This is a genomic window from Streptomyces sp. SID5910 (genome assembly GCF_009862125.1).
GTDB lineage: Bacteria > Actinomycetota > Actinomycetes > Streptomycetales > Streptomycetaceae > Streptomyces.
Genome location: NZ_WWHX01000759.1, coordinates 1 through 532, shown reverse-complemented (window position 1 = coordinate 532; position 532 = coordinate 1). Strand labels below are relative to the sequence as shown.

At 76.7% G+C, this 532-nt stretch carries 1 pseudogene; it reads right to left on the bottom strand.

From position 1 onward, the window contains the following. Positions 1-177: 177 nt before the first annotated feature. A pseudogene (locus tag GTW67_RS26560) lies at positions 178-532 on the bottom strand (hypothetical protein); the annotation flags it as partial.

Sequence of the window (532 nt, the reverse complement as noted above, 5' to 3'; positions counted from 1 at the left end):
TCCGGATGTCGGTCCGGGCGCCGGTCCGGACGCCGGGGCGTCGTCGCAGGCCATCGCCGCCGGGAGCGCCGCCGCCGCGGCCGTCCGGGCGAGGAGACCGCCGAACCGGCGCCTGCTCCAGCCCTCACCGCTCATGCGCGCTCCCGCTCGTCGGTCGGTCCCGGTCCGCCCTCGTGTCTACCAGTCGCCGTCCTGCACCGGTGCCCCCGGGGCGTCCCCGAGGGGATGGATCTGCGGCGGGGCGGGCTGCTGCCAGGGCTCGTGGTCGTCGCCGACCCAGTCCCCGACCGGCTTGACGTCCTGGAGCGGCTCGGTCGGCGCCAGGTCGTCGGCGTCCTGGTCGTAGTAGTCGTACCAGGGCAGACCCGCGTCGGTGTACGCCTTGCGGTCCACGGGGGACGGCGGCGGCGCCTCCCCGGTGATGCGCCGCCACTCCGGCGGCGTCACCAGGTGCACGAAGACCCGGCCCGCCGGCCGCTCGGCCCAGTCCGCCAGGGGCCGTTCGTCCCGGTAGACCTCCTGCCGCATGGAC